Origin of the sequence: Streptomyces sp. CB01201, from assembly GCF_002803085.1 — a bacterium.
GTDB classification, from domain to species: domain Bacteria; phylum Actinomycetota; class Actinomycetes; order Streptomycetales; family Streptomycetaceae; genus Streptomyces; species Streptomyces hundungensis.
In genome coordinates, this window is record NZ_NNBJ01000018.1 from 127,574 (window position 1) to 153,460 (window position 25,887).

15 protein-coding genes are annotated in these 25,887 nt (G+C 72.1%); 9 read left to right on the forward strand and 6 right to left on the reverse strand.

The window, feature by feature from the left end; translation table 11 throughout:
- The first annotated feature begins 59 nt into the window (after positions 1 to 59).
- Complete coding sequence (locus CG740_RS31165) at positions 60 to 251, forward strand: hypothetical protein (RefSeq protein WP_100578629.1); 192 nt, start codon at positions 60 to 62, stop codon at positions 249 to 251.
- A gap of 83 nt (positions 252 to 334) precedes the next feature.
- Here the strand turns inward: CG740_RS31165 and CG740_RS31170 are convergent, their stop codons facing one another.
- From CG740_RS31170 to CG740_RS31185, 4 genes are all read right to left on the reverse strand, one after another.
- Complete coding sequence (locus tag CG740_RS31170; protein WP_100578630.1) at positions 335 to 1,270, reverse strand: hypothetical protein; 936 nt, start codon at positions 1,268 to 1,270, stop codon at positions 335 to 337.
- A gap of 435 nt (positions 1,271 to 1,705) precedes the next feature.
- Entirely contained in the window at positions 1,706 to 2,812 is a 1,107-nt protein-coding gene (gene prfB, locus CG740_RS31175) for a peptide chain release factor 2 (RefSeq protein ID WP_100578631.1), read from the reverse strand.
- Positions 2,813 to 2,892: 80 nt separating this feature from the next.
- Positions 2,893 to 4,137 carry a serine/threonine-protein kinase gene (locus tag CG740_RS31180; RefSeq protein WP_100578632.1) on the reverse strand — a complete coding sequence of 415 codons (1,245 nt, stop codon included), beginning with the start codon at positions 4,135 to 4,137 and terminating at the stop codon, positions 2,893 to 2,895.
- A gap of 152 nt (positions 4,138 to 4,289) precedes the next feature.
- Positions 4,290 to 5,987, reverse strand: a complete 1,698-nt coding sequence (locus tag CG740_RS31185; RefSeq protein WP_100578633.1) for a serine/threonine-protein kinase — start codon at positions 5,985 to 5,987, stop codon at positions 4,290 to 4,292.
- Positions 5,988 to 6,386: 399 nt separating this feature from the next.
- On the opposite strand from CG740_RS31185, the gene CG740_RS31190 reads away from it, so the two are divergent.
- From CG740_RS31190 to CG740_RS31210, 5 genes are all read left to right on the forward strand, one after another.
- A complete protein-coding gene (locus tag CG740_RS31190; protein WP_100578634.1) occupies positions 6,387 to 9,545 on the forward strand; it encodes an FtsK/SpoIIIE domain-containing protein in 3,159 nt (1,052 codons plus the stop codon).
- A 233-nt stretch (positions 9,546 to 9,778) separates the two neighbouring features.
- The gene (locus tag CG740_RS31195; RefSeq protein WP_100578635.1) at positions 9,779 to 11,176 is read left to right on the forward strand and encodes an ABC transporter substrate-binding protein; all 1,398 of its coding nucleotides are present in this window, start codon (positions 9,779 to 9,781) and stop codon (positions 11,174 to 11,176) included.
- A 7-nt stretch (positions 11,177 to 11,183) separates the two neighbouring features.
- Positions 11,184 to 12,536 (forward strand): carbohydrate ABC transporter permease, encoded by a 1,353-nt coding sequence (locus CG740_RS31200; RefSeq protein ID WP_100578636.1) that lies wholly within the window; start codon positions 11,184 to 11,186, stop codon positions 12,534 to 12,536.
- A gap of 63 nt (positions 12,537 to 12,599) precedes the next feature.
- A complete protein-coding gene (locus CG740_RS31205) occupies positions 12,600 to 13,481 on the forward strand; it encodes a carbohydrate ABC transporter permease (protein ID WP_100578637.1) in 882 nt (293 codons plus the stop codon).
- Between the two features lie 177 nt (positions 13,482 to 13,658).
- On the forward strand, positions 13,659 to 15,908 hold the full coding sequence (locus CG740_RS31210) for a bifunctional glycosyltransferase/CDP-glycerol:glycerophosphate glycerophosphotransferase (RefSeq protein WP_100578638.1): 2,250 nt from the start codon (positions 13,659 to 13,661) through the stop codon (positions 15,906 to 15,908).
- Between the two features lie 496 nt (positions 15,909 to 16,404).
- Here the strand turns inward: CG740_RS31210 and CG740_RS31215 are convergent, their stop codons facing one another.
- Complete coding sequence (locus CG740_RS31215; RefSeq protein ID WP_100578639.1) at positions 16,405 to 17,031, reverse strand: TetR/AcrR family transcriptional regulator; 627 nt, start codon at positions 17,029 to 17,031, stop codon at positions 16,405 to 16,407.
- A 258-nt stretch (positions 17,032 to 17,289) separates the two neighbouring features.
- Between CG740_RS31215 and CG740_RS31220 the strand changes: the two genes are divergently transcribed.
- From CG740_RS31220 to CG740_RS31230, 3 genes are all read left to right on the forward strand, one after another.
- Positions 17,290 to 18,150 (forward strand): ABC transporter permease, encoded by an 861-nt coding sequence (locus tag CG740_RS31220; protein WP_234376582.1) that lies wholly within the window; start codon positions 17,290 to 17,292, stop codon positions 18,148 to 18,150.
- Positions 18,151 to 18,160: 10 nt separating this feature from the next.
- Positions 18,161 to 18,970, forward strand: coding sequence for an ABC transporter ATP-binding protein (locus CG740_RS31225; RefSeq protein WP_100578675.1), 810 nt, complete (start codon positions 18,161 to 18,163; stop codon positions 18,968 to 18,970).
- A 177-nt stretch (positions 18,971 to 19,147) separates the two neighbouring features.
- Positions 19,148 to 20,452 carry a glycosyltransferase family 87 protein gene (locus CG740_RS31230; protein ID WP_234376574.1) on the forward strand — a complete coding sequence of 435 codons (1,305 nt, stop codon included), beginning with the start codon at positions 19,148 to 19,150 and terminating at the stop codon, positions 20,450 to 20,452.
- Positions 20,453 to 20,510: 58 nt separating this feature from the next.
- Here CG740_RS31230 and CG740_RS31235 read toward each other — a convergent pair whose 3' ends face one another.
- On the reverse strand, positions 20,511 to 25,505 hold the full coding sequence (locus CG740_RS31235) for an NAD-glutamate dehydrogenase (protein WP_100578640.1): 4,995 nt from the start codon (positions 25,503 to 25,505) through the stop codon (positions 20,511 to 20,513).
- Between the last annotated feature and the right edge of the window lie 382 nt (positions 25,506 to 25,887).

Here is a 25,887-nt window from a genome sequence, read left to right on the forward strand (position 1 = left end):
AGAGAAAGCGCGTTGACAGCTGTATGCGCCGGCTCCGCCGCGCGGGAGGAGGAGAGCGCATGACCTATGACCGATTGGTGTGCGCCAACTGCGCGGCGCCCGTGAGCGAGGGCCGCTGCCGTGTCTGCCGGGCGAACCGGGAGCGCTTGCAGCAGGAGAACCAGTGGGGATCCCTGAGCCCCGCGGCCCTGGTCACGCTGCTGATCGTGCTGCTGGGGGCGCTGGCCCTGCTGGCCCATCAGACCGTCTGAGAACCGGTCCCTACGCCGTATGCGCGAGGGCCCCGGGTGCGTGCTCGCACCCGGGGCCCTCGCGCGTTTCCGCAGGTAGTCGCTTAGGCGACGTTACGGCCGCTGTTGACCAGACGCGGCATGAAGCGGAAGCCGATGCCACCGGCGATCATCGTGGCGGCGCCGATGATCAGGAAGGTCGTCCCGCCCGCACCGGTGGCGGCCAGCTCGTCCTTCTGCTGACCCTGCTCGACCGGCTGCGACCCGACGGTGTCGGGGTTGGTGCCGGTGTTGCCGGTGGTGCCCGTGGAACCGGTGGTGCCCGTGGAACCGGTGCTCCCGGTCGAGCCCGTGCTACCGGTGGACCCGGTGCTGCCCGTCGAACCGGTGGAGCCGGTGCTGCCGGTGGAACCGGTCGAGCCCGTGCTGCCGGTCGAGCCCGTGGTGCCCGAGGACGTGCTCGAACCCGTGGTGCCGGACGACGTGGTCGAACCGGTGGTGCCCGAGGACGTGGTCGAGCCGGTCGTGCCCTCGGAGGTCGTCGAGCCCGTGGTGCCGGACGACGTGGTCGAACCCGTCGTGCCGGACGACGTGGTCGAACCCGTGGTGCCCTCGGAGGTCGTCGAGCCCGTGGTGCCCTCGGAAGTCGTCGAACCGGTGGTGCCGGACGACGTGGTGGAACCCGTGGTGCCCTCGGAGGTCGTCGAACCCGTGGTGCCGGACGACGTGGTCGAACCCGTCGTGCCGGACGACGTGGTCGAGCCGGTGGTGCCCTCGGAGGTGGTGGAGCCCGTGGTGCCCTCGGAAGTCGTCGAACCGGTCGAACCGTCCGTGGTCGAACCCGTCGACTGGCCACCCGTGGTCGGGAGGCAGAGCGGGTTGGTCGGGCTGCACGGCTCGTCGAGGACGCTCGCCGTCTTGCTCTCGTTGGAGTCGGCACCGACGGCCTGGGCCGCCCCCGCGGCGGTCAGGGACGCGCCGGCGGCAATCACCGCACCGGCTGCTATCCGCGCGAAGCGGACCCGAGTGTTCTTGGTCATCTGCCTGCTACCCCCAGTAGCTCATGAGTCGTGGAGCAGCGCCCGGGGCGGCAACGCGGGAGGTCGATCAGGGCCCCTCCCCGTCACACGCGCCCCAGAATTACGCCTGCCGCGCGTTAGCTTTGCCAGTTTTAAAGGTGGCGTCAAGGTCGTTGCGTACGCAATGCCCGATTTCAGCTCACTTGCCGGGCGTACGGGAATACGACTGTGACAGAAGACCTAACTGGCGCTCCGCAGAAGGAAGTTCCGATGTCGACAAAGCTCCGAGTCGCTCAATTTCCGCTTGCGCCGGCGAATTCGGCCGGGCGGCACGCAGCAGTGACGCCCACTCCATCGAATCGCCGCCGGACGCGCACCCGGCCCGCACAACGAACGGCGCCGGCCCCCGGGAAAGGGGACCGGCGCCGTCGGATGTTCACGTCGCGCTCGGCGGGGTTACTTCTCCTGCTGCTTGCGCCAGCGGATGCCGGCTTCGAGGAAGCCGTCGATCTCGCCGTCGAGGACGGCCTGCGGGTTGCCGACCTCGAACTCGGTGCGCAGGTCCTTCACCATCTGGTACGGGTGCAGGACGTACGAACGCATCTGGTTGCCCCAGGAGTTGCCGCCGTCGCCCTTGAGGGAGTCCATCAGCGCCTGCTCCTCCTGGCGGCGGCGCTCAAGGAGCTTGGCCTGGAGGACGTTCATGGCGCTCGCCTTGTTCTGGATCTGCGAGCGCTCGTTCTGACAGGACACCACGATGCCGGTCGGAATGTGCGTGATGCGGACCGCGGAGTCCGTGGTGTTGACGCCCTGGCCGCCCGGGCCCGACGCGCGGTACACGTCGATGCGCAGCTCGGACTCGTCGATCTCGACGTGGTCGGACTGCTCGACGACCGGCAGCACCTCGACGCCCGCGAAGGACGTCTGGCGGCGGCCCTGGTTGTCGAAGGGCGAGATGCGGACCAGGCGGTGCGTGCCCTGCTCCACGGAGAGCGTGCCGTAGGCGTAGGGGGCGCTGACCACGAAGGTGGTCGACTTGATGCCGGCCTCTTCCGCGTACGAGGTCTCGTACACCTCGGTCTTGTAGCCGTGCCGCTCGGCCCAGCGCAGGTACATGCGCTGGAGGCGCTCGGCGAAGTCGGAGGCGTCGACGCCGCCGGCCTCGGCGCGGATGTTGACCAGCGCCTCGCGGGAGTCGTACTCGCCGGAGAGGAGCGTACGGACCTCCATCTCGTCCAGCGCCTTGCGGACGGACTCCAGCTCGGCCTCGGCCTCGGTGCGGGTGTCCGGGTCGTCCATCTCCTCGGCGAGCTCGAAGAGCACCGCGAGGTCGTCGATCCGGCCGCGCAGGGCCTCGGTCTTGCGCAGCTCCGCCTGGAGGTGCGAAAGCTTGCTGGTGATCTTCTGCGCCGCCTCCGGGTCGTCCCACAGGGACGGGGCGGCCGCCTGCTCCTCCAGCACGGCGATGTCCGCCCGCATCTTGTCGAGGTCCAGGACGGCCTCGATCGACCCCATGGTCGAGGAGAGGGACTTCAGCTCTTCGGATACATCGACGACTGCCACGGGTCCAGCGTAACGGCTGCGCGCTCCGGCATTCCCCGGGCCGCCCGATCACGGGCCTCCCCGGGCAGACGCGGGGCCGCCTACGGGACGACGGGCGCCGAGTTCTTGGTGTCCTGCGGCGGCGACTGCTTGCCCGAGTCGTCGCTCAGGGCCAGCCAGCCGCCGACGCCGACCGCCGCGGCGAGCGCGACCGCCGAGGCCGTCAGGACGAGCCGGCGCCTGCGGACCTGGTCGGCCCGGTGGCGGGCGGAGCCCGGCCGGGGCGCCCCCGCCGGGCGGGGCGCGCGGGCGGTGCCCAGCGGCCCGCCGGCCAGCTCGTCGGGCCCGGGCACCCGCATGCTCGTGTGGGTGTCGCGGTTCGCGGAGTCGTGCCCGGCCCCGGGCACCAGCGGGACCGCGCCGCGGCGGGGGGTGCTGGGGACGGTCGGGTACGGGTCCTCGTACGCCTCCTCGTCCCCGGCGCCCTCGGTGTCCGGCTCGTCCACGTCGAGCGGGGGCATGCCGGCCACCAGCGGGAGCAGCTCGCGCAGCCGGACGGACAGCTCGGAGGCGCGCAGGCGCGAGGCCGGGGCCTTGGCCAGGCACTGGACGATCAGCTGCCACAGCTCGTCGGGGATGCCGGGCAGCGGCACCACGGTCTCGGTCACATGGCGACGCAGCACGGCGCCGGGGTGGCCGCCGCCGAACGGGGTGAAGCCCGCGAGCAGTTCGTACAGGACGGTGGCGAGCGCGTAGATGTCGACGGCGGCGCGCGGCGGGAGGCCTTCGACGATCTCGGGGGCCAGATAGTCCGGGGTGCCGATGATCCGGGTCGCCTTGGTGCGGCGCGGGGTGTCGATGAGCTTGGCGACGCCGAAGTCGGTGAGCAGTGCGGGGTGGGCGCCGCCGGGGCCGAGCGGGCCCTGCATGTCCAGGAGGATGTTCTCGGGCTTGACGTCCCGGTGCACCACGCCGGCCGCGTGGGCCGCCGCGAGCCCGTCGGCGACGTCGGCCGCGATGGCCACGGCCGCCTCGGGGGCAAGCCGGCGCTCGCGGTCCAGGCGGGTGCGGACGTCGGTGCCCCGGATCAGGTCCATGACGAGGGCGAGGTCGTTGCCGTCGACGACGAGATCGCGCACGCCGACCACGTTGGGGTGGTCGAGGCCGAGCAGGGCGGTGCGCTCCTGGACGAAGCGGCCGACCAGCTCCTGATCGGCGGCCAGGTCCTCGCGCAGCAGCTTGATGGCGACGGGGCCCTCGGGCCCTTCGCCGAGCCACACCGTGCCGGCGCTGCCGCGGCCCAGGATCTGGTGGGCGGTGTACCGGCTGCCGATATTCCGTGCCAAGACTGCTCCCTCAGCGGCTGGCTGTGCACGCTGAGGCTACGCGGCCGGGACGCCAACCTTCACTTCCGGCGCCGAAATCACCCTCTGGAAGTCGACAAATCCATGAAGTCGCGTCCCGGACCGCCGAGCCGGGGCCCTTTGCCTACGGCCTTTTACTGCTTCGCGGAGTCCCCGATGCTCTTTATCCAGCCGGATACCGTCGAAATCCCGTCACCGATCGCCTGCCAGTAGCTCTTGCCCTGGGCGACCCAGTCCTGGAGCGGCGTCAGCTCCCAGATCAGCCAGCCCGCCACGAAGAGCAGGAGGAACGTGAACAGGCAGCCCTTCAGACAGCCGAGACCCGGAATCCGCATCCGGTTCGGGCTGCGCCTGCGCGGCTCGCGGGGCTCCCGCGGCTCGCGCGCCGGCGCCTGCGGCTGCTGCGGCGGAGGCTGCGGAGGCGCGTACTGCTGGCGCTGCGGCGCGTGCTGCTGTTGCTGGTACGGCTGCTGCGGCTGCGGGGCGTACTGCTGGTGCTGGGGCGGACGCTGCTGCCCCTGCGGCGGGCGCTGCTGGCCGTAGCCCTGCGGGGGCTGGCCCTGCTGGCCGTAACCCTGCGGCTGCTGGCCCTGCTGGCCGTAGCCCTGCGGGGGCTGCTGCTGGCGGTGCGGGCGGCGGCGCAGCGGGTCCTGCTCGGGCGGCAGATAGCCGACCTGGGTCTGCTCGTTGCGGTCGCGCGCCGCCCGGAGCTGGGACTGCCAGGGATGCGGCTCCTGCGGCTGCGGCGGACCCTGCGGGACCGGCGGCATGACGGCCGTCGGGTCGGCGTTCGGGGTCTGGCCGGTGCGGCCCGTCTGCGGCAGCACCGAGGTGCGCGCGGCCGGGTCGTACGAGCCCGCGTTGCTCGGCAGCACCTGGGTCGGGTCGGCCGCGCCCGGCGCGTCCGGGACCGGGGCGGGCGCCGGGTCGGGCGCGAGCAGGGCCCCCACCCCGTCGGCCGCCTCGACCTGGGCCGGGGTGGAGTGCACCCCGATGCCGGCGGCGACGACCCGCAGCCCGCGGGCCAGGTTCTCGGCGCTGGGGCGGCGCTCGGGGTCCTTGCTGAGACAGCGCTCGATGACCGTCCACAGCGGGGCCGGGACGGTGGTGGGCCGGCGCGGCTCCTCGCTGAGGTGGCGGTGCAGCACTTCGAGCGCGGTGCCGCCGGCGAACGGCGGACGTCCCGTGACCAGCTCGTACAGCAGGATTCCGGCGCCGTAGATGTCGACCGCGGAGGTCTGCGGGCGGCCCTCGGCGGACTCCGGCGCGACATAGGCGGGCGTGCCCACGAACTCGTGCGTGCGGGTCAGGCCCGGGGAGTCGGCGAGGCGGGCGATGCCGAAGTCGGTCAGCATCGGATGCATCGCGCCGTCCCGCTCGTCCAGGAGGACGTTGGCGGGCTTCAGGTCGCGGTGCACCACGCCGTCGGCGTGGCTGGCGGCGAGGGCGTCCGCGATCTGCGCGGTCAGCAGGGACGCGGCGACCGGGGTGAGCGGGCCGTTCTCGCGCAGGTAGCGGTGCAGGTCCGGGCCGTCGACCAGGTCCATGACCAGGGCGAGCAGATCGCCCTCGACGACCAGGTCGCGGGTGCGCACGATGTTGTCGTGGCGCAGCCGCAGGAGCACGGAGCGTTCGCGCAGGAAGCGCATCACCACGTCCGCGTCGTTGGCGAGCTCCTCCTTGAGGACCTTGATCGCCACGGTCTCGCCCGGCTGGCCCGCCACGGACGCCTCGGAGCCGGCGGTCTCTCTCTGGCGGGCTCGCCAGACGGTGCCCGTGGCGCCGCGTCCGAGCGGCTCCTCAAGCAGGTACTTGCTGCCTACCGGCCGCACGTCATGCGCTCCCTGCTGCTCGCGTCCATTGCTGTGTGGGTTTCCGGCCCACTCTAGTGCCGCTGCCGACACCGCCGACGGGTCGTGGCGTCGGCGCCACCAGGTTGTTCACCGTCTTCTCATCGTCGTCGGAAAGACGCCGTCCTCGCACGGAAGGTTGCCGAACGGTCGTGCCCCGCCTCCCGTGAAATGCCCCACTCGGTCGCAACCAGCCACTTTTCCGTCCACTTTTGCGCGTCGAGCCGACCAATCAAGATCGATTCGAGGTGGGTGACGGGCGTGTTGTCAGTGGCAGGTGCGAGGATGCCCCCAGCACGAATTGTGTGCCGGGTGGGGGGAATCACAGGGCTGGTCCGGTCCCCCTTCTCGGCACCCCGCGCAGAAGGGACCGCCGAGGCGATGCAGATCCGGCTGACCGTCCTCGCGCCGCGCAGCGGCCATGCTGTGGCGCGCGCCTGCGACGTGCTCGTGACCGCCCCGGCGGGTACGGCACTCGCGGCCGTCGCCTCCGGCCTCGCGTCGGCCGCCTCCGGCGCGGAGGTCTCGGGCGCCTCCGTGGTGCTGTACGCGGGCCGCGAGCGGCTCGACGCCCAGCGCCGCATCCTCGGCGAGCCCCCCCTGGTGGACGGAGCGGTGCTCTCGCTGGGCTCCCCCGCCGAGGACGAGCCGGCCCACGACGGCCCGGCCCCGGCCCGGCTGCACGTGGTGGCGGGACCGGACGCGGGCGGCGTCCACCTGCTGCACGGCGGCCGCATCGGCATCGGCCGCTCCGTCGAGTCCGACGTCCCGCTGGACGACCCCGATGTCTCGCGCCAGCACTGCGAGGTGACGGTCGAGGCCGACGGCCGGGTCGCCGTGGGCGATCTGAACTCGACGAACGGCACCCGGCTCGACGGCCGCGAGATCGGCGCCAAGCCGGTCCGCTTCGCCCCCGGCGCGCTGCTCAGGATCGGCGAGTCCGCGCTGCGCCTGGCCCCCGGCGGCACCGCGACGGAGCCCTCCCTCACGACGGTGCCCGACGGCGAGGGCCACCTCCGGGTCACCCCGAGCGCCGTACCCGCGTCCGCACCGGGCGCCCAACAGGCGTCTGCCGCCGGGCAGTTGGGCTCCCCGTCCGGCGATCCGGCATACGCCTTCGACGCCACCCCGCCCGCCCCCTCTCCCTCTTCTCCCTCTTCGTTCGGTACGTCCACCCCTCCTTTCGGTACGTCCACGGCGCCGGGCGCACACCAGGAGCCGTACGGCGGTTTCGACGCCCTCGGAGCACCGGCCGGGTACGGCCACGACGGCCCGGACGGCCGGCGCGAGTCGGCCCCGCCGAGCCGGCGGCAGGGCACTCCGACCCGCGGCACCCGGCTGCCCGAAGACCTGGCGGGTTCCGACGAGGTGCAGCACAGCCGGGCCGATCAGGCCGACGGCGGCCGACGGCGCGGCGGAATAGGCGCATGGGCGAGGCGCCTGGCCGGCGGGCGCGGTGAAGCGGAGCCCGAGCAGCCGCCCGCCGAGCCGCAGCGCCTCGCCGCCGAGCCCGCCCCCGAGAGCTGGCCCGATCCGGCCGCGCTCCTGCTCACCGCGCTCGGCCCGGGCCCCCGCCTGTGGGAGCGCCGGCCGGGTCACCCGGAGGCGCTCGCGGTCCGCGTCGGCACCGCGGACCGGGGCGATCTGGCGGCCGTGCCGGTCACGGTGGGGCTGCGCGAGGTGGGCTCGCTCGGCCTCGCGGGCCCGCGCGAGCGGCTCTCCGGCCTCGCCCGCTCGGCGATCGCGCAGCTCGCGGCGCTGCACGCGCCGACCACCCTGGAAATCGTCCTCATCAGCACGGACCGTTCGCGCGGCCTCCAGGCGCGCACCGCCGAGTGGGACTGGCTCGGCTGGCTCCCCCAGGTCCGCCCGGCCCACGGGCAGGACTGCCGGCTGCTCCTCGCCTACGACCGCGACCAGGCGACGGCCCGCACGGCCGAGCTCACCCGGCGGCTCGACGCGGGCCCGCTCGGCCCGGGCTGGGCCTCGGCGGACCGGGCCGCGGTGGCCGAGGCCGCCGCCCGCTACGAGGGCCCGTTCACCGTGGTCGTCGTGGACGGCGACCCGGGTTCGGCGCCGCTGCGCGAGACCACCGCCCGCCTCGCGGTGGCGGGCGCGGCGGCCGGGATCCATCTGCTCTGCCTCGCCGAGACCCCGGCGGCCTCGGCCTCGTCCCCGGTCGCCGCGACGTACGAGACGGCCTGTGCGGCCTCGCTCCCGTTCCGCGAGTGCGGGGCGGTCGCGCTGCTCAGCGGCGATGTGGCCACCGCGCTGCGGCTCCTGCGCATCGCGGGCGGCCGGCCCGCCGGGCACGGCACGGTGGCCGCGGTCGACGCGGTGTCGCGCCCGTGGGCCGAGCGGTTCGCCCGCGCGCTCGCCCCGCTGCGCACCGCGGACGGCACCTCCGCCACGTCCGGGCGGCTCGCCTCCTCGCTGCCCCGCTCCTCGCGCCTCCTGGACGAGCTGGGCCTGGCACGGGCCACCCCCGCCTCCCTGATGGCCCGTTGGGAGTCGGCCCCCGACGGGGCGGTGGTGCTCGGCACCGGGCCGCACGGCCCGGCCGCCGTGGACCTCGTCTCCGACGGCCCCCATCTCCTCGTCGAAGGCCCGCCCGGCAGCGGGCGGACCGAGCTGCTGCGGGCCGCCGCCGCCTCCCTCGCCGCGGGCGCGCGGCCCGACCGGCTGGGTCTGATCCTGGTCGACGGCGCGGGCGGCGAGCGCGGCGAGGGCCTGCGTCCCTGTACCGAACTTCCGCATGTCTCCACGCACTTGATCGCTTCCGACCCGGTCCGGATGCGCGCGTTCGCGCAGGCGCTCGGAGCCGAGCTCAAGCGCCGGGCCGAGCTGCTCGGCGGCCTCGGCTTCACCGAGTGGCAGGACCGGCGCGAGGTCGCGGGCCGGCTCGTCGGGCAGCGTCAGGCACCCGCCGCCGAAAGCCGGGGCGGGAGCGATCTGGATCCGCCGGGCAGCAGCACCCTGCGGCTGCGCCCGGTCTCGCGCAGCCGCACCGACGACGGCCCCTCGCTGCCCCGGCTGGTCGTCCTCGTCGACGACTTGGACGCGCTGGTGGCCCCCGCCCTGGGCAGTCCGGGCAGGCCCGCCGCGGGTTCCGTGGTGCGGGCCCTCGAAGCGGTGGCCCGCGACGGCGAGCGGCTCGGGGTGCATCTGGTGGCGGCCTCGGCCCGGCCGGAGCGCACGGCCGACACCGAGCTCGCGCGCGGCGCCCGCCACCGGGTCGTGCTCGACCCGCCGCCCGCCGCGCCCTCGCCGGACGAGCCCTCGCCGGGCCGCGGCCGGCTGCACCAGGCGGACGGGGCGTCGGTGCCGTTCCAGGGCGGCCGGGTCACCGGGCGCATACCCCGGACGGCGACACAGCGGCCCACCGTGGTGGTCCTGGAGTGGGAGCGGATGGGCGACCCGCCGGCCCGCCGCCCCGTCCGCGAGCTCGGCAACGGGCCCACCGACCTGGCCCTGCTCGCCAGCGCCCTGGATCGTGCGGCCTCCTTGGTCAACGCGCCTTCGGTGCCGCCCCTGTCATGAGGCCGGGCCGCGGCCCGGCACGGCACGGGTGATCAACTCGGCTGCAATGGGCGGCAGTTGGGACATCCCGCGGGATCCAACGTCACAAGCCCATCACGATCAACTGGTTGACGGCGAACACGGTATTGCGGCGCCCCCGCACCCGGCGTAGGACTGTCGCACGGGACGAGAGCTGCGGCGCCTGCGTCACCGGGCGCGGCGGTTCGTACGCGCACGGGAGAGACGGGGCACGCATGCGCAGCACTCGTACAGGCCGCACCAGCACAGTCACCAGGACCACAGGGCGCACGCTCGTGTCCGCTCTGGCCATCGGCGGTCTCGCGCTCGGCGCGGCCGCGTGCGGCAGCAGCGACGGCGGAAAGAGCACGCCGTCGGCCGGCGCCTCCACCTCGGGACAGTCGGGCAGCGGGGTCCAACTCCCCAAGCTGAACGGGGAGAAGATCGAGGTCGCCGCCGTGTGGACGGGGGCCGAGCAGGCGAACTTCGTGAAGGTGCTCAAGGAGTTCGAGTCGCGGACCGGGGCCACCGTCACCTTCGTGCCCGCCCAGGACCCGATCGTCAACTTCCTCGGCACCAAGATCGCCGGTGGCAGCCCGCCCGATGTGGCGATGCTCCCCCAGGTCGGCGCGATCCAGCAGGCCGTGGCGAAGAAGTGGGCCAAGCCCGCAGGGCCCGAGGCCAAGGCGCAGCTCACCGCGAACTACTCCAAGGTGTGGCAGGACCTGGGCGCGGTCGGCGGCACGCAGTACGGGGTGTACTTCAAGGCCGCCAACAAGTCCCTGGTCTGGTACAACACCAAGGTCTTCCAGAACGCCGGCGTCACCCCGCCCGCGACCTGGAAGAACTTCCTGAGCACCGCCGACACCATCTCGGCCTCCGGTGTGACCCCGGTGTCCGTCGGCGGAGCGGACGGCTGGACGCTCACGGACTGGTTCGAGAACGTCTATCTCTCCCAGGCCGGGCCCGAGAAGTACGACCAGCTGGCCAAGCACGCGATCAAGTGGACCGACCCGTCCGTCAAGGACGCGCTCACCACGCTCGCCCAGCTCTTCGGCAAGCCGAACCTGATCGCGGGCGGTACCAGCGGCGCACTCCAGACCGAGTTCCCCGCCTCGGTGACGCAGACCTTCACCGGCGGTGACCAGCCCAAGGCGGGCATGGTCTTCGAGGGCGACTTCGCGGCGGTCAACATCGCGGAGACCTCCGCCAAGGTCGGCACGGACGCCAAGGCGTTCCCGTTCCCCGCGGTCGGCGACAAGGCCCCGGTGGTCACGGGCGGCGACGCGGCGGTGGCCCTGAAGGACACCAAGGGCGCCCAGGCGCTGCTGACCTGGCTGGCCTCCACCGATGCCGCGAAGATCGCGGCGTCGTCCGGCGGCTTCATCTCGCCGAACAAGGCGCTCGACGCCGCCGCGTACCCCAACGACGTGCAGCGTGACATCGCCAAGGCGCTGATCGCGGCCGGTGACAACGTCCGCTTCGACATGTCGGACCAGGCCCCGCAGTCCTTCGGCGGCACCCCGGGCAAGGGCGAGTGGAAGGATCTCCAGGACTTCCTCAAGAACCCGTCGGACATCGCCGGCACCCAGTCCAAGCTGGAGGCCGACGCGGCCGCGGCGTTCAAGAACTGATCCGGCGATGACGACCGCCACGGCGGGAGGCGCCCCGCCTCCCGCCGCCTCGCCCGCGCCCAGGCCCGCCAAGAGCGTCACCGATACCCGCAAGTGGATCGCGGCCGTGTTCCTGCTGCCCGCGCTCGTCCTGCTCGGTGCGCTCGTCGTCTATCCGATCGGCTTCTCGGTCTACCGGTCGTTCTTCGACCAGTCCGGTCATTCGTTCGCCGGGATCGACAACTACAAGACGCTGTTCACGGATCACACCATCCGGACCGCGGTGAAGAACAACGCGATCTGGGTCGTGTGCGCTCCGACGATCGCCACCGTCCTCGGCCTGATCTTCGCCGTGCTGACCGAACGGGTGCGCTGGGGAACGGCGTTCAAGCTGATCGTGTTCATGCCGATGGCGATCTCCATGCTCGCCGCGGGCATCATCTTCCGGCTGGTGTACGAGCAGGACCCGGCGCGCGGGGTCGCCAACGCGGTGGTGGTGGGTGTGCACGACACGTTCACCACCTCGGCCGGTTACCCCAAGGCGCATCCGCTGCCGGCCGCGCCCCTGAAGGACGCGGGCGGCGGGGCGTTCATCACCCGGACCGCGGTGCACGCGGGGCAGCCCGCGCTGCTGCCCCTCGTCGGCGTTGCCGCCGACACCGTGCCGGCCTCGGCCGGGACCGCGAAGGCCGCCCCCAGCGAGCCGGGCAAGGTCACCGGCACGGTCTGGCTCGACTTCACCAAGGGCGGCGGCGGGCGGCCGAACGTCATCGACGCCAAGGAACTCGGCCTCAAGGGCATCAAGGTCGAAGCGGTGAAGGACGGCAGGACCGTCGCCTCGACGACCGCCGGGTCCGACGGCACGTTCACCCTGCCGGCCAGTGCCGACGGCGCCCAACTCCGGCTCCCCGAGAGCAACTTCCACCAGCCGTACAACGGGGTCGAATGGCTCGGCCCGACGCTCGTCACTCCGGCGATCATCGGCTCGTACATCTGGATGTGGGCGGGCTTCGCGATGGTGCTCATCGCGGCGGGCCTGGCCGGTCTGCCCCGCGAACTGCTCGAAGCTGCGCGGGTGGACGGGGCCAATGAGTGGCAGGTCTTCCGCCGGGTGACCGTCCCGCTGCTCGCGCCGGTCCTCGCGGTGGTCCTGGTCACGCTGATGATCAACGTCCTGAAGATCTTCGACCTGGTCTTCATCATCGCGCCCGGCTCCAGTCAGGCCGACGCGAACGTCCTGGCCCTCCAGCTGTACCGCTCCTCCTTCGGCACCGAGGCGGACCTGGGCATCGGCAGCGCGATCGCGGTCCTGCTGCTCCTGCTGGTGATCCCGGTGATGCTCTTCAACATCCGGCGCATGCGGAAGGAAGGGCGACGATGACGGCCCTGCGGACAGGGGAGGCCAGGCGATGACCGACCGCCGCACGCGCAAGGAGGCCAGGCGATGACCGCTGCCGAAGGGATCGTCAAGGCCCGGCAGTCGCTGCCCGCGCGCATCGCCTCGCGCACGGGCGGCGGCGTACTGCGCGTGTTCCTCGTCCTGGTGGGCCTGTTCTGGCTGATGCCGACCGTCGGGCTGCTGCTCTCCTCGCTGCGCAGCCCCTCCGACATCGCCTCCACCGGCTGGTGGAAGACGTTCACCGACCCGTCCCGGCTCACCTTCCACAACTATGCGAGCCTGCTCGACAACAGCACGATCACCAACTCGCTGCTCTCCACGGTCGCGATCACCGTTCCGGCCACCGTCCTGGTCGTCGTCATCGGCTCGCTGGCCGGTTACGCCTTCGCCTGGATGGAATTCCCGGGCCGCGACTGGTGGTTCATGGTCGTGGTGAGCCTGCTGGTCGTGCCCGTACAGGTCGCCCTCGTGCCGGTCGCCAAGCTCTTCGGGCAGCTCGGGATCTTCGAGACCACGATCGGCGTGATCATCTTCCACGTCTCCTTCGGCCTGCCGTTCGCGATCTTCCTGCTGCGCAACTTCTTCGCCGAGATCCCCAGGGAGCTCCTGGAGGCGGCCCGGCTCGACGGGGCGGGCGAGATCCGGGTGTTCACCAGGGTCGTGATGCCGCTCGGGGGGCCCGCGATCGCCTCGCTCGGCATCTTCCAGTTCCTGTGGGTCTGGAACGACATGCTGGTCGCGCTGATCTTCGCCGACTCCAAGCACCCGCCGATCACGGTGGCCTTGCAGCAGCAGGTCCGCCAGTTCGGCAACAACATCGACGTCCTGGCTCCGGGCGCCTTCGTCTCGATGGTCATCCCGCTCGCCGTGTTCTTCGCCTTCCAGCGGCAGTTCGTGTCGGGGGTGATGGCCGGCGCGGTGAAGTGAGCGCCCGCACAACGGACTTGGCCACCCGATCGAACGATCATGCCCGAACGGCACATGACGCCACGTCAAAGGCATGATCACGGGACTACCCCGGACGGCACCGATGCCGTAACCCGATCGCTCCCGCGGACGTTCACGGGCCATCCGCCCGTGCCCTCTCACGCCCCAGGACGTCCGTTGCCCCGATTCAGCGTCATCGTGCCCGCGTACAAGCTCCAGGCCCGTCTTCACGCTTGTCTTGAATCGGTACTGCGTCAGACGTACGAAATCGACGAGAGCCCGGCGTTCGATCTCGAAGTGATCGCGGTCGACGCCGGCTCGCCCGACTCCTGCGGCGAGATCATCGACGAGTTCGCCGCCCGCGATCCCCGGGTCACCGCCGTGCACCTGCCCGCCGACCCGGCCGACCCCGGCCAGGGACCGGGCCCCGCCCGCAACGCCGGGCTCGCCCGCGCCACCGGCGACTACGTGCTGTTCCTCGACGGCGACGACACCCTCGCGCCACACGCCCTGCGCGACATCGCCGACCGGCTCAAGGCCTCCGGCGAGCCCGATGTGCTGGTCTTCGGCCATGCCCGCATCCACTGGTCGGGCGCCACCGAGCAGCCCCCGGTGCCGCCGCAGCTCACCGAGTCCGGCCCCGCCTCCTTCCAACTGGCCGAGCGTCCGGCCCTGTTGAGGCGGCCGGCCCCGTCCTGGAACAAGGCGTACCGGCGGGAGTTCCTCGAACGCGAGGGGCTCGCCTTCCCGCCCGGCCGGCACACGGACACCTTCTGGTCGTACGCGACCCTGCTCGCGGCGTCCTCGCTCAGCACCCTGGAGCGGGTCTGTGTGCACCATCGCGAACGGCGCGGGCCGGCCGTCGCGCGCGGCCGGTACTTCGACCTCTTCCCGCAGTACGACCGCGTCTTCGGCTTCCTCGACTCCCGTCCAGAACTGGGCAGTTGGCGCCCGGTCCTGGCCCGCCGGATGGCCGACCACCTGGCGGCCGTCTCGGCCGCCGTCCTGACCGCCCCGGGCCTGTCCGCACGCACCCGCGCCGAGTTCTTCCGACTGGCCCGCGCGCACTACGGGCGCCATCGCGTGCCGGGCGCGGCCGGGCCGCGCCATGCCGGGGTCCGCTTCGGTACGTACCGCACGTACCGCGTGCTGCGGGGGCTCCGCGCGCTGCGCGCCCACGGCCGGGCGTTCGTGTCGGCGCTGGTCCGACCGGCCCGGACGGCCGCGCTGCGCCTGCACTACCGGGTCCAGCGGAGCCTGCCCCTGCGCGAGGACCTGGCGGTGTTCAGCGCGTACCGGCACCGCGGCTACGCGTGCAGTCCGGCCGCGATCGAGGCGAAGCTCCGCGAACTCGCGCCGGGCGTGCGCACCGCCTGGGTCACCACGCCCGAGTACGACACGACCGTGCCCGCTCCCACGCGCCGGTTGCGCCCCGGCGGCTTCGCGTACTTCTCGGCGCTGGCCCGCGCCAAGTACCTCGTGAACAACGGGGAGTTCGACCACCGCCTGGTCAAGCGTCCCGGCCAGATCCTCCTCCAGACCCATCACGGCACACCGCTCAAGACGGTGGGCCTGGACCTGATGGACCGTCCGGCGGCCTCGCATGACATCGACTTCGCCCGCCTCCTCGCGGACGCCGACAAGTGGGACTTCGCCCTGTCCGCCAACCGGCATGCCACGCTCGCCGGCGAGCGCGCCTTCCCGGCCGCGTACACCACGCTCGAATACGGCAGCCCGCGCAACGACGTGCTGCGCCGCGCCGCCGACGTCGACTCCGCCCGGCTGCGCGACCGGCTGGGCATCCCGGGCCGCTCGACCGTCGTCCTGTACGCGCCGACGTACCGCGACTACAGCCGGAGCCGGCACCTTCCGCTCGACCTGGAGCGGCTCGGCCGCGCGCTCGGTCCGGAGTTCTTCCTGCTGACCCGCGCGCACCACGCCTACGGGGCTCCCCTGAACCGGGCCCCGCTGCCGCGCGTCCTGGACGTCACCGGACATCCGTCGGTCGAGGAACTCCTCCTGGTCGCGGACGCGTTGGTGACGGACTACTCGTCCCTGATGTTCGACTACGCCAACCTGGACCGGCCCATCGTGATCCTGGACGACGACCGAGAGGCGTACGAGGCGGCCCGGGGCACCTACTTCGATCTGCGCGGGGGGCCGCCGGGCGCGGTCGCCCGCACCGAGGACGAGCTGATCGACATCTTCACCACCGGCCACTGGCGCGGCTCCCGCTCGGCCCAGCTGCGCGCCGCGTTCCGCGCCCGCTTCTGTCCGTACGACGACGGCCACGCGGCCGAGCGGGTGGTCCGCCGCGTCTTCCTGGGCAACCCGGGGCTGCCCCAGTCCGGCCCCGCCCTGCCCGAACAGCGCACGCGGGGCACGGAGTTCGCCCCGGCGGCAACGGATGCCCTGACGCGCAGCTGAGCACGGGCCGTGGGGGCAGTTCGCGCAGTTCCCCGCGCCCCTGAGGGGGTCACGCCTCAGCAGAGCCGACGGCCCCGCCGGCTGCTTCCGCATGTCGTTGATCAAGTGCGGGCCGCCGGTGGCTGATCGCGCAGTTCCCCGCGCCCCTCAGGGGCTGCACCCCAGCAGAGCCGCCAACCCCGCCAAGCCCCGCCAGGGGCGCGAGGAACTGCGCGACCGGCCCGACAACGACCCGCAGCCGAAACACAACCCCTCAAGGGGCGCGGGGAACTGCGCGAACGGCCCAACACGGCCCGCAGCCGAAACACAACCCATTGAGGGGCGCGAGGAACTGCGCGAACAGCCCCGCACGACCCGCAGCCGAAACACAACCCATTGAGGGGCGCGAGGAACTGCGCGAACAGCCCCGCACGACCCGCAGCCGAAACACAACCCCTCAAGGGGCGCGGGGAACTGCGCAATCCGCCCAGGACGGCCCGCACCCCCACCCGACGGGCTACGCCCGCAGCGCTGCCACCGCGGACTTGGCCAGATCGTCGAGGTAGCCCTTCGGCAGCGCGCCCTTGACCACGACGAGCCGCCAGTAGAGGGGGCCGACGATCAGGTCGAGGGCCCGGTCGGGGTCCGCGCCCGGCGGCAGCTCACCCCGCTCGACGGCCTCGCGGACGACCACCGCGGCCACCCCCTGCTGCCCGTCGAGCAGCGCCGCCTTGATCGCCTCGGCGATCTCCGGGTGGCGTACCGACTCCACCAGCAGGTCGGGGATGACCTGCGAGGCGATCGGGTGGCGCAGGGCGAGCGAGGCGACGGCGAGCAGCGCGCGGATGTCTCCGTACAGGGATCCGGTGTGCGGCACCGGAAGGCCCTGTTCCGCGAAGGCCGACACCAGGTCCAGGACCAGGCTGAGCTTCGACTTCCAGCGCCGGTACACCGCCGTCTTGCCCACGCCCGCGCGACGCGCGATGCCCTCGATGGACATCCGGGCGAACCCGACCGCCGCGAGCTCCTCGAAGACGGCCGCCCGAATGGCGTCCGTCACGTCCTCGCGCAGTACGGCCGCACCGGCGGGGGCGCGACGCGGCTGCGGGCGCTTCGTGGGCGTCTGCGGGTCGGTCTTGGTCATGCCTTGAGCATAGCGTTACGACGACACGGTTGCGTTGCGACGTAGAGGCGCCCTAGTCTCGCCGTAGCGACGATACGGGTCCGTCCCGTCGCAAGTGATCCCCCGCCCCGGGAAGCCTCCCGGGATCCCCCGGCGAAAGCGACCGCAGTGAGCCAGACCGCACCCGCGCGCGAGACCGCGGCACCCCCGGCCCCGTCGGGCTGCATTCCGACGCAGTCCGGCCGACACCCCGGCACCCCGGACACCGGCGACCAGGCCCTGGGCCCGGCCGAGCTGGCCGCCAAGTACGGCCTGAAGGTGAGCGGCGCGCGCCCCACGCTGCCGGAGTACGTGAGCCAGCTGTGGGCCCGGCGCCACTTCATCACCGCGTTCGCCACCGCCAAGCTGACCGCGCAGTACAGCGAGGCCAAGCTGGGACAGATCTGGCAGCTGATGACGCCGCTCCTGAACGCGGCGGTGTACTACTTCATCTTCGGCATCCTGATGGGCAACAAGAGCAGTACGCCCGACTACATCCCGTGGCTGGTCACGGGCGTGTTCATCTGGACCTTCACGGCCAACTCGATCATGGCGGGCACCCGCGCGATCACCGGCAACATCGGTCTGGTGCGGGCGCTGCACTTCCCGCGCGCCTCCCTGCCCGTCTCGCTCGCCCTCCAGCAGCTCCAGCAGCTGCTGTTCTCGCTGGCCGCGCTCGCCATCATCATCATGTGCTTCGGCCAGCTGCCCGGCGTCTCGTGGCTGCTCCTGATCCCGGCGCTCGTCCTCCAGTCGATGTTCAACACGGGCCTGTCCCTGGTGATGGCCCGCATCACCGCGAAGACCCCGGACATCGCACAGGTGATGCCGTTCGTCCTGCGCACCTGGATGTACATGTCCGGCGTGATGTGGAACCTGGGCCCGCAGCTCAAGAAGATGAACCCCCTGGTGGGCCAGCTGCTCGGACTCAACCCGGCCGCGGTCTACATCGACCTGGTCCGCTTCGCGATGATCCGCAGCTTCCACGCGAACAAGCTGCCCCCGCACGTGTGGGCCGTGGCCGGCGGCTGGGCCGTCGTCGCGCTGGCCCTGGGCTTCATGTACTTCTGGAAGGCAGAGGAGCAGTACGGACGTGGCTGAGACCCAGATCCTGACCCCGGCCCTGGAAGACGGGCGCCCCGAGGACGAGGTCGTCCTCGGCGAACCGACCGTCATCGCCGACGACGTGCACATCATCTACAAGGTCCACGGGACCGGATCCAAGGGCAAGGGCGGAGCCACCGCCGCGCTCAACCGGATCGTCTCGCGCAAGGAGACCCCCGGCATGCGCGAGGTGCACGCCGTCAAGGGCGTCACCTTCGTGGCCCGCAGGGGCGAGGCCATCGGCCTCATCGGCTCCAACGGCTCGGGCAAGTCGACGCTGCTCAAGGCGGTCGCCGGCCTCCTCCCGACCGCCCGGGGCAAGATCTACACCCAGGGCCAGCCGTCGCTGCTCGGCGTGAACGCGGCCCTGATGAACGACCTGACCGGCGAGCGCAATGTGACCCTCGGCGGGCTCGCCATGGGCATGACCCGCGAGGAGGTGCGCGAGCGCTACGACGACATCGTCGACTTCTCCGGGATCAACGAGAAGGACGACTTCATCTCGCTGCCGATGCGCACGTACTCCTCCGGCATGAGCGCCCGGCTGCGCTTCTCGATCGCGGCCGCCAAGAACCACGACGTGCTGCTCATCGACGAGGCCCTGGCCACCGGTGACGCCCGGTTCCAGCGCCGCAGCCAGGAGCGCATCAACGAGCTGCGCAAGGAGGCGGGCACGGTCTTCCTGGTCAGCCACAGCAACGCCTCGATCAGGGAGACCTGCGAGCGCACCCTCTGGCTGGAGTCGGGAACCCTGCGCATGGACGGCCCGACGGACGAGGTGCTCGCCGAGTACGAGCGCTTCACGAAGAAGAAGTAGCCGACCGGACCCGGCGGACCCGCACGGTGCGGGGCATCCCCACGAAGCCCCGCACCCGCGCCGCCCCCTCGCGGCGCCCCGCACCCTCCGGCCACCCCACCTCGGCGCCCCGCACCACCCGCCACCCCCTCGCGGCGCCGCGCAGAATCAGGACAAACCGCGCATAAACTTCGCGCGATGACGCCCTCTCAGATGCCCCCGCCGCCCTCCCGGGTCCGCATCCCGGCCCCCGCGCCCGCGCCCGACCCGGGCGCCTTCGGCCGCCGCACCCGGTATGCCGCGCTCGCCGTGAGCTGGCTCGCCACCCGCGCCCTGATGCTCCACCTCCTGGTCGGCGACAGCCTCGGCGTCGGCGGGGTGAGCGGCGAGGTGTCCGTCCTCTACCGGCGCTGGTACGAGCAGCTCGGCACGGGCTCGTTCCCCTTCGGCGACCCCACCTGGCAGTACCCGCCGGGCGCGGGCGCGCTGCTGCTCGTCCCCTCGCTCTTCCCCTTCCTCACCTTCTTCCAGGCCTTCACCGCCATCACCCTCGGCTGCGACGCGCTGATCGCCCGTGCCCTGCTGCGCGCCGGCGCGCGCCCCGGCGGCAGCGAGGCCGGGGCGTGGCTGTGGGTGGGCGGCCTCCCGCTGCTCCTGCACGTCCCGTACGGGCGCTATGACGTCCAGGTCACCGCCCTCGCGGTGGGCGCCCTGCTCACCCTGCGCCGCAGGCCGGTCCTCGGCGGCGCACTCGCGGGCCTGGGCGCCCTGGTCAAGGTGTGGCCGCTGCTCACCCTGATCGGCGCCCCGCCCGGCCGCGCCACCCGCCGGGCCGGGCTCGGCGCGCTCGCCTCGGTGGCCGCCCTGCTCGCCGTGCTCGCGCTGGCCTTCGACCACACCCTGGACTTCGCGCGCCAGCAGGGCAGCCGGGGCCTCCAGATCGAATCCCTGGGCGGCACCGCGTACCAGCTCGCCCATCTCGTCACGGGCCACCCGGGCCGGGTCGTCTACCGGTACGGAGCCATGGAGTTCAGCGGTCGCCATGTGTCCGCGCTGGCCACCGCCAGCCTCGCCCTGACCGGACTCGCCCTCTGCTGGCTGGTGCTCTGGCGGGTGCGCGCCCGGCGCTGGACGGTGGCGGTGCCGCTGGACGCGGCGCTGTGCGCGGTGCTGCTGTTCACGGTGACCAGCCGGGTGATCAGTCCCCAGTACCTGGTCTGGCTGCTCGGCCTGGCCGCCGTCTGCCTCACCTCGCGCCAGACCAGTCAGCGTCCGGTGGCCCAACTCCTGCTCCCGGCAGCCGCGTTGAGCGCACTGGCCTTCCCCTGCCTGTACGAGGACGTCATCGCGGGCAGTGTCCTGGGCACCGCGGTCATGGCCGCGCGCAACACCCTGCTGGTGGCAGCGGCCCTGGTCTCCTGCCGCCGGTTGTGGGCCTCGACCGTCACCGCGTCCACGACCACGGTGGCCACCGCCGGACGCGCGGAACCCCGCACCCCCTGAGGGGTGCGGGGTTCCGCCGGGTTCGGCGTCCGACCGCCGGGGCGGCCGGGCCGGCGCCTCAGACGTGCGTGCGCAGCAGCGTCCGCATGGTCCGCATCGCGACCGACAGGTTCGCGAGGTCGAACGCGTCGGAGGACTGGATCTCCTCCAGGGTCGAGCGGGCCCGGCCCAGGATCGCCGCGTTCTTCTCCTCCCACTCCTTGAAGCGCTGCTCCGGGGACGTGGTGCCGTTGCCCACGGACAGCACGTCCTGGGTCAGCCCCGCGTGCGCCGCGAACAGGTCCTCGCGGATCGCGGCCCGCGCCATCGACTGCCAGCGGTCGGCCCGCGGCAGCTCGATGATGCGGTCGAGGAGCTGGGTGATCCGCAGCCGGTCGGCCAGGTCGTAGTAGACCTCGGCGACCTGGAGCGGCTCCTTGCCGGTGCGGCCGGCGATGGCCACGATGTCGAGCGCCGGGAAGGCCGAGGAGAACCCGGCGACCCGCCGCGCGAGCTCCTCGGGCACACCCGCCTCGGTCAGCTCGTCCAGGATTCCCTGGTGCCATTCCAGGTCCGCGCCGCTCAGCAGGTCGGTCAGCGCGTCCCAGACCTGGGCCACCCCGGCCGAGAAGTCCTCGATCGTCTCGGCCATCTGGAGGGGCTGCGGCCGGTTGTTGAGCAGCCAGCGCGTACCGCGCTCGACCAGGCGGCGCGAGTGCAGCCGGATACGGGTCTGGACCTCGGCGTCGACCTTGTTGTCGAGCGCCTCCACGGCGTCCCACACCGTGTTCACGCCGAAGATTTCGCGGGCCGCGACATGCGCCCGCACGATCTCCTCAAGCGAGGCCCCGGTCTCCTCGCGGAGCCGGTGCAGGAAGGTCGAACCACCGATGTTGACGGTGTCGTTGACCAGCACCGTGGTGATGATCTCGCGGCGCAGCGCGTGCCCGTCGACCGCCTCGGTGAACTTCTCCCGCAACTGCTGCGGGAAGTAGGCGTGCAGCAGCTTGGCCAGGTACGGGGCGTCCGGCAGGTCCGTGTGGATCAGCTCTTCCGCCACCGTGATCTTGGTGTACGCGAGCAGCACGGCGAGCTCGGGCTGGCTGAGCCCCTTGCCGCTGTTGAGCAGTTCGCGGATCTGGCGGTCGTTGGGCAGGAACTCCAGGGCCCGGTCGAGGTGTCCGTCGCGGCCCAGTCGGCGCATGAAGCGCTGGTGGGCGTGGAGCAGCGAGGGCGACTGGGCGACCGCGTTGGCCAGCGCCACGTTCTGCGCGTAGTTGTTGCGCAGCACCAGGTGGCCGACCTCGTCGGTCATCGCGGCGAGGATCTTGTTGCGCTGCTTGACGGTCATGTCGCCTTCCGCGACCAGGCCGTTGAGCAGGATCTTGATGTTCACCTCGTGGTCGGAGGTGTCGACGCCCGCACTGTTGTCGATGGCGTCGGTGTTGATCTTGCCGCCCTCGCCCTCGGGCCCGCCCCTGCGGCTGAACTCGATCCGGCCGAGCTGGGTCAGACCCAGGTTGCCGCCCTCGCCGACGACCTTGACCCGCAGGTCCTCGCCGTTGACGCGGATCGCGTCGTTGGCCTTGTCGCCGACCTCCGCGTCGGACTCCGTGGAGGACTTCACGTACGTGCCGATGCCGCCGTTCCACAGCAGGTCGACCGGCGCCTTGAGGATGGCCTGCATCAGGTCGGCCGGGGTCAGCTTGGTGACGCCGGCCGGGATGCCGAGGGCCTCGCGGACCTGCGTGTTCAGTGGGATCGACTTCGCGGTGCGGGGGTGGATGCCACCGCCGGCCGAGAGCAGTTCCTTGTTGTAGTCGGCCCAGCTGGAGCGCGGCAGGTCGAACAGCCGGCGGCGCTCGGCGAAGGAGGCGGCCGCGTCCGGCTTCGGGTCGATGAAGATGTGCCGGTGGTCGAAGGCGGCGACCAGGCGGATGTGCTCGGAGAGCAGCATGCCGTTGCCGAACACGTCGCCCGACATGTCACCGACGCCGACGACCGTGAAGTCCTCGGTCTGGCTGTCGTGGCCCAGCTCGCGGAAGTGCCGCTTGACGGACTCCCAGGCGCCGCGGGCCGTGATGCCCATGCCCTTGTGGTCGTATCCGGCGGAGCCGCCGGAGGCGAAGGCGTCGCCGAGCCAGAAGTTGTAGCTGATCGCCACGTCGTTGGCGATGTCCGAGAACGTCGCGGTGCCCTTGTCGGCGGCGACCACCAGATAGGTGTCGTCCTCGTCGTGCCGGACCACGTCGGCCGGCGGGACGACCTCGCCCGCGACCAGGTTGTCGGTGATGTCGAGCAGCGCCGAGATGAACGTCTTGTAGCTCGCGATGCCCTCGGCGAGCCAGGCGTCCCGGTCCACCGAAGGGTCGGGCAGCTGCTTGGCGACGAAGCCGCCCTTGGCGCCGACCGGCACGATGACGGTGTTCTTCACCATCTGCGCCTTGACCAGGCCGAGGATCTCGGTACGGAAGTCCTCACGCCGGTCGGACCAGCGCAGACCGCCGCGGGCGACCTTGCCGAAGCGCAGGTGGACGCCCTCGACGCGCGGCGAGTACACCCAGATCTCGAACTGCGGGCGGGGCGCCGGGAGATCGGGCATCGCCTGCGGGTCGAACTTCATGGAGACGTACGCGTGCGGGTTGCCCTCCGCGTTCTTCTGCCAGTAGTTGGTCCGCAGCGTCGCCTTGATGACGGTGAGGAAGGAGCGCAGGATGCGGTCCTCGTCCAGGCTCGCCACCTGGTCGAGGGCGCCGTCGAGCTCTTCGAGGATCCCGTCGATGAGCTCGGTGCCGGCCTTCTGGCGGTCCGGCGAGAGCCGCGCCTCGAAGAGCGAGACCAGCAGCCGCGTGGTGTGGACGTTGTCGCGGAGGGTGTCCTCCATGTAGTCCTGGCTGAAGGTGGAGCCGGCCTGGCGCAGGTACTTGGCGTAGGCCCGGAGCACCATCGCCTGGCGCCAGTTGAGCCCGGCGCGCAGCACCAGCGAGTTGAAGCCGTCGTTCTCGGCGGCGCCGGTCCACGTCGCGGCGAAGGCCTCCTGGAAGCGCCCGCGCGCGTCGTCGGCCAGGTAGTCGCCGTTGCCGTTGGTCTTCTTCGGCATGCGCAGGCCGAAGTCGTAGATCCAGGCGTGCGTACGGTCCGCGCAGCGCAGCTCGTAGGGGCGCTCGTCGGTGACCTCGACGCCCAGGCGCTGGAGCACCGGCAGGACCGCCGAGAGGGAGACCTGCTCGCCGATCCGGTAGATCTTGAAGCGGCGCTCGCCGGGGGCCGCGCCGACCGGCTCGTACAGCGAGAGCGCGAAGTCCCGCCGTCCGTGCGTGAGTTGCTCCAGGTGCACGAGGTCGGCGACCGCGGCACGCGGGGAGTGGTCGGCCTTGTAGCCCTCGGGGAAGGCGTGGCCGTAGCGGCGCAGCAGCTCGGCGGCGCGCTCCTCGCCGCACTCGGCGTTCAGCGCGTCGGAGAAGCCGTCGGCCCAGGAGCGGGCGGCCTCGACCAGGCGGGCCTCGATGCGGTCGGAGTCGGCGTCGGTGAGCTCGGTGAGCTCGGTGCCGGCCGGGACGCGCACCACGAAGTGCAGCCGGGACAGGATGGACTCGGTGTTCCAGGCCGTGAAGTCGACGCTGGTGCCGCCCAGTTCCTCCTTGAGGATGTCGATCAGACGCAGCCGTACGCCCGTGGTGTAGCGGTCGCGCGGCAGGTAGATCAGCGCCGAGTAGTAGCGGCCGTACTCGTCCTGGCGCAGGTACAGGCGCAGCCGGCGCCGCTCCTGGAGGTACAGGACGGAGGTGACGATGGAGCGCAGCTGGTCGGCGGGGGTCTGGAACAGCTCGTCGCGCGGGTAGGTCTCCATGATCTGGAGCAGGTCGCGGCCGTCGTGGCTGTTGGGCGAGAACCCGGCGCCCTTGAGGACCTCCTCCACCTTGCGGCGCACGACCGGCACCCGGCGCACGGACTCGGTGTAGGCGGCCGAGGAGAACAGGCCGAGGAAGCGGCGCTCGCCGACCACGTTGCCCTGCTCGTCGAACTTCTTCACGCCGACGTAGTCGAGGTAGGAGGGCCGGTGCACGGTGGAGCGGCTGTTGGCCTTGGTCAGCACCAGGAGCTTGTGCTCGCGGGCCTTGGCGCGGGCGTCGGCGGGCAGCCGGCTGAAGGACGGGGAGACGGGGTGGCCGTCGTCCTCCTCGCCGTGCTGCGGGTCGGAGCGCAGGATGCCGAGACCGGTGCCGGGGACGGCGGACAGCGAGTCGTCGTCGGTGAGCTGGTACTCGCGGTAGCCGAGGAAGGTGAAGTGGTCGGTGGAGAGCCAGCGCAGCAGCTCACGGGCCTCGTCGACCTCCGACTCGACCAGGTCGCCGGCCTTCGGCTCCTTGGGCAGTTCGTCGGCGATGCGCAGCGCGGCGTCGCGCATCTTCTCCCAGTCCTCGACGGCTTCGCGCACATCGGACAGGACGCGCAGCAGATCGGCGGTGATCTGCTTGAGGTCGGCGCGGTCGGTCTCGCGGTCGATCTCGACGTGGATCCAGGACTCGGTGAGCGCGTCGTGCGGCAGCTCGGCGGTCTGGGCGCCGGTGTCGAGCACCTCGATGAGCTTGCCCGTCAGATCGCGGCGGACGATCACCTGCGGGTGGATCACCACATGGATGCCGCGGTTCTGCCGGGACAGCTCGTTGGTGACCGAGTCGACCAGGAAGGGCATGTCGTCGGTGACGACCTCGACGACGGAGTGGCTGCACGTCCAGCCGTTCTCCTCCACGGTCGGGGTGTGCACCCGGACGTTGGCGGTGCCCTGCGGCCGGTTCTCCGCGAGGCGGTAGTGGGAGAGCGCTGCGCCGAAGACGTCGACCGGGTCGCGGTCGGCCAGGTCCTCGGGTGCGGTGTGCAGGTAGTAGCGCTGGAGGTACCCGAGGAGGACGCCCTGGTCGGGACCTTCCTCGCTCGTGGCCCCAGTCGTGGCCGCCCGGTCGGTCCTGGGGGTGTCCCCCAGGCCTCCGGGCCCCCCGGCCGGGCTGTTCTCAGCTACCCGGGCCGCCCGTGCGAGCAGCTCGGCCTTGGCTTCGTCCAGCTTGGTCTGCATGTCCTCTGGCTCCTGTCGCGCGCCGTTGCGTGACGTAGGGGAAAGAAGCGACGCAACGCCACGACGCGGGGTGTCCGGTCGGTGTCGACGCTATGCCGCGATGAGAGATACCCGGGCGCTTACCGGCCAATTTTGTGGCTTCGAGGCTTGATTCCGGGCGGAGGGAATCAGCGACTGCCCGGGCGCCGTGGCGCTCCGGGCGAAGGGCGGGGGCGGCAGTGCCTCCGCGGCATATCGCGCTGATCACGGGACAAGGCTATCGCCCCTTCCCCCCGAACCGTCATGAGCCTTATGTGTACAAAAGCTGGGCCCGAAGTTTGACACTCTGGACAGCGACGCGGCGGCGGGAACGCGCCTCTTGGCAAACGGTCGCCGTACGGGC

Excerpts from the sequence above, each read along its gene's own strand:
- CG740_RS31165 (WP_100578629.1), top strand. The coding sequence starts at position 60 with ATGACCTATGACCGATTGGTGTGCGCCAACTGCGCGGCGCCCGTGAGC.
- CG740_RS31170 (WP_100578630.1), bottom strand. The coding sequence starts at position 1,270 with ATGACCAAGAACACTCGGGTCCGCTTCGCGCGGATAGCAGCCGGTGCG.
- CG740_RS31190 (WP_100578634.1), top strand. The coding sequence starts at position 6,387 with ATGCAGATCCGGCTGACCGTCCTCGCGCCGCGCAGCGGCCATGCTGTG.
- CG740_RS31195 (WP_100578635.1), top strand. The coding sequence starts at position 9,779 with ATGCGCAGCACTCGTACAGGCCGCACCAGCACAGTCACCAGGACCACA.
- CG740_RS31200 (WP_100578636.1), top strand. The coding sequence starts at position 11,184 with ATGACGACCGCCACGGCGGGAGGCGCCCCGCCTCCCGCCGCCTCGCCC.
- CG740_RS31205 (WP_100578637.1), top strand. The coding sequence starts at position 12,600 with ATGACCGCTGCCGAAGGGATCGTCAAGGCCCGGCAGTCGCTGCCCGCG.
- CG740_RS31215 (WP_100578639.1), bottom strand. The coding sequence starts at position 17,031 with ATGACCAAGACCGACCCGCAGACGCCCACGAAGCGCCCGCAGCCGCGT.
- CG740_RS31230 (WP_234376574.1), top strand. The coding sequence starts at position 19,148 with ATGACGCCCTCTCAGATGCCCCCGCCGCCCTCCCGGGTCCGCATCCCG.
- CG740_RS31235 (WP_100578640.1), bottom strand. The coding sequence starts at position 25,505 with ATGCAGACCAAGCTGGACGAAGCCAAGGCCGAGCTGCTCGCACGGGCG.